At 50.2% G+C, this 1,216-nt stretch carries 2 rRNA genes; both read right to left on the reverse strand.

Annotation, left to right across the window (positions count from 1 at the left end):
• Positions 1-887, reverse strand: a 23S ribosomal RNA gene (locus tag AC58VC_RS38430); the annotation flags it as partial.
• A 238-nt stretch (positions 888-1,125) separates the two neighbouring features.
• Positions 1,126-1,216, reverse strand: a 16S ribosomal RNA gene (locus AC58VC_RS38435); the annotation flags it as partial.

Raw genomic sequence — 1,216 nt, forward strand, 5'->3', positions numbered from 1 at the left:
ACATCCGAGGCTAGCCCTAAAGCTATTTCGGGGAGAACCAGCTATCTCCGAGTTCGATTGGAATTTCTCCGCTACCCCCACCTCATCCCCGAATTTTTCAACATTCGTGGGTTCGGGCCTCCAGTGAGTGTTACCTCACCTTCACCCTGGACAGGGGTAGATCACACGGTTTCGGGTCTACGTCCACGTACTAAAGCGCCCTATTCAGACTCGCTTTCGCTGCGGCTCCGTCTTTTCAACTTAACCTCGCACGGGAACGTAACTCGCCGGTTCATTCTACAAAAGGCACGCCATCACCCATATAGAGGGCTCTGACTTTTTGTAAGCACACGGTTTCAGGTTCTTTTTCACTCCGCTTCCGCGGTGCTTTTCACCTTTCCCTCACGGTACTGCTTCACTATCGGTCACTAGGGAGTATTTAGCCTTGGCAGATGGTCCTGCCGGATTCCGACGGGGTTTCACGTGACCCGCCGTACTCAGGATACCTCTAGGGGTTTTGTTCGATTTTGGCTACAGGGCTTTTACCTTCTATGCCGGACCTTTCCAGATCACTTCGCCTACCAAACTAACCCCATATCGAGGTCCTACAACCCCAAGGAGCAAGCTCCTTGGTTTGGGCTATTCCGCTTTCGCTCGCCGCTACTGACGGAATCACTTTTGTTTTCTTTTCCTCCAGGTACTTAGATGTTTCAGTTCCCTGGGTATGCCTTCAACTACCCTATGTATTCAGGTAGAGATAACTGCGCATTACCACAGCTGGGTTCCCCCATTCGGACATCCCCGGATCAAAGCCTGCTTACGGCTCCCCGAGGCATTTCGTCGTTCGCCACGTCCTTCTTCGGCTCCTAGTGCCTAGGCATCCTCCGTGTGCTCTTTCTAGCTTAACCTAGAAATTACATTTAAAGATTGTTGTGCAACCCTAAGGTTACACGACCTAAGTTCTTACTTTACGTTTTGTTTCGTTATCTAGTTTTCAAGGAACAATGTTGCAACCATTACATACGCAAAGCGATGTTGGTTGTCAACTCATTTGAAAGATTGCTCTTTCAAAACTGAACACGAGTGAGTAAGCGATGTGTATCCGAAGATACTTGACTGGGTCGTTTCAGACCCGAGTCTCCATAGAAAGGAGGTGATCCAGCCGCACCTTCCGATACGGCTACCTTGTTACGACTTCACCCCAATCATCTACCCCACCTTCGGCGGCTGGCTCCCT

Source organism: Paenibacillus sp. J22R67 (genome assembly GCF_059692175.1).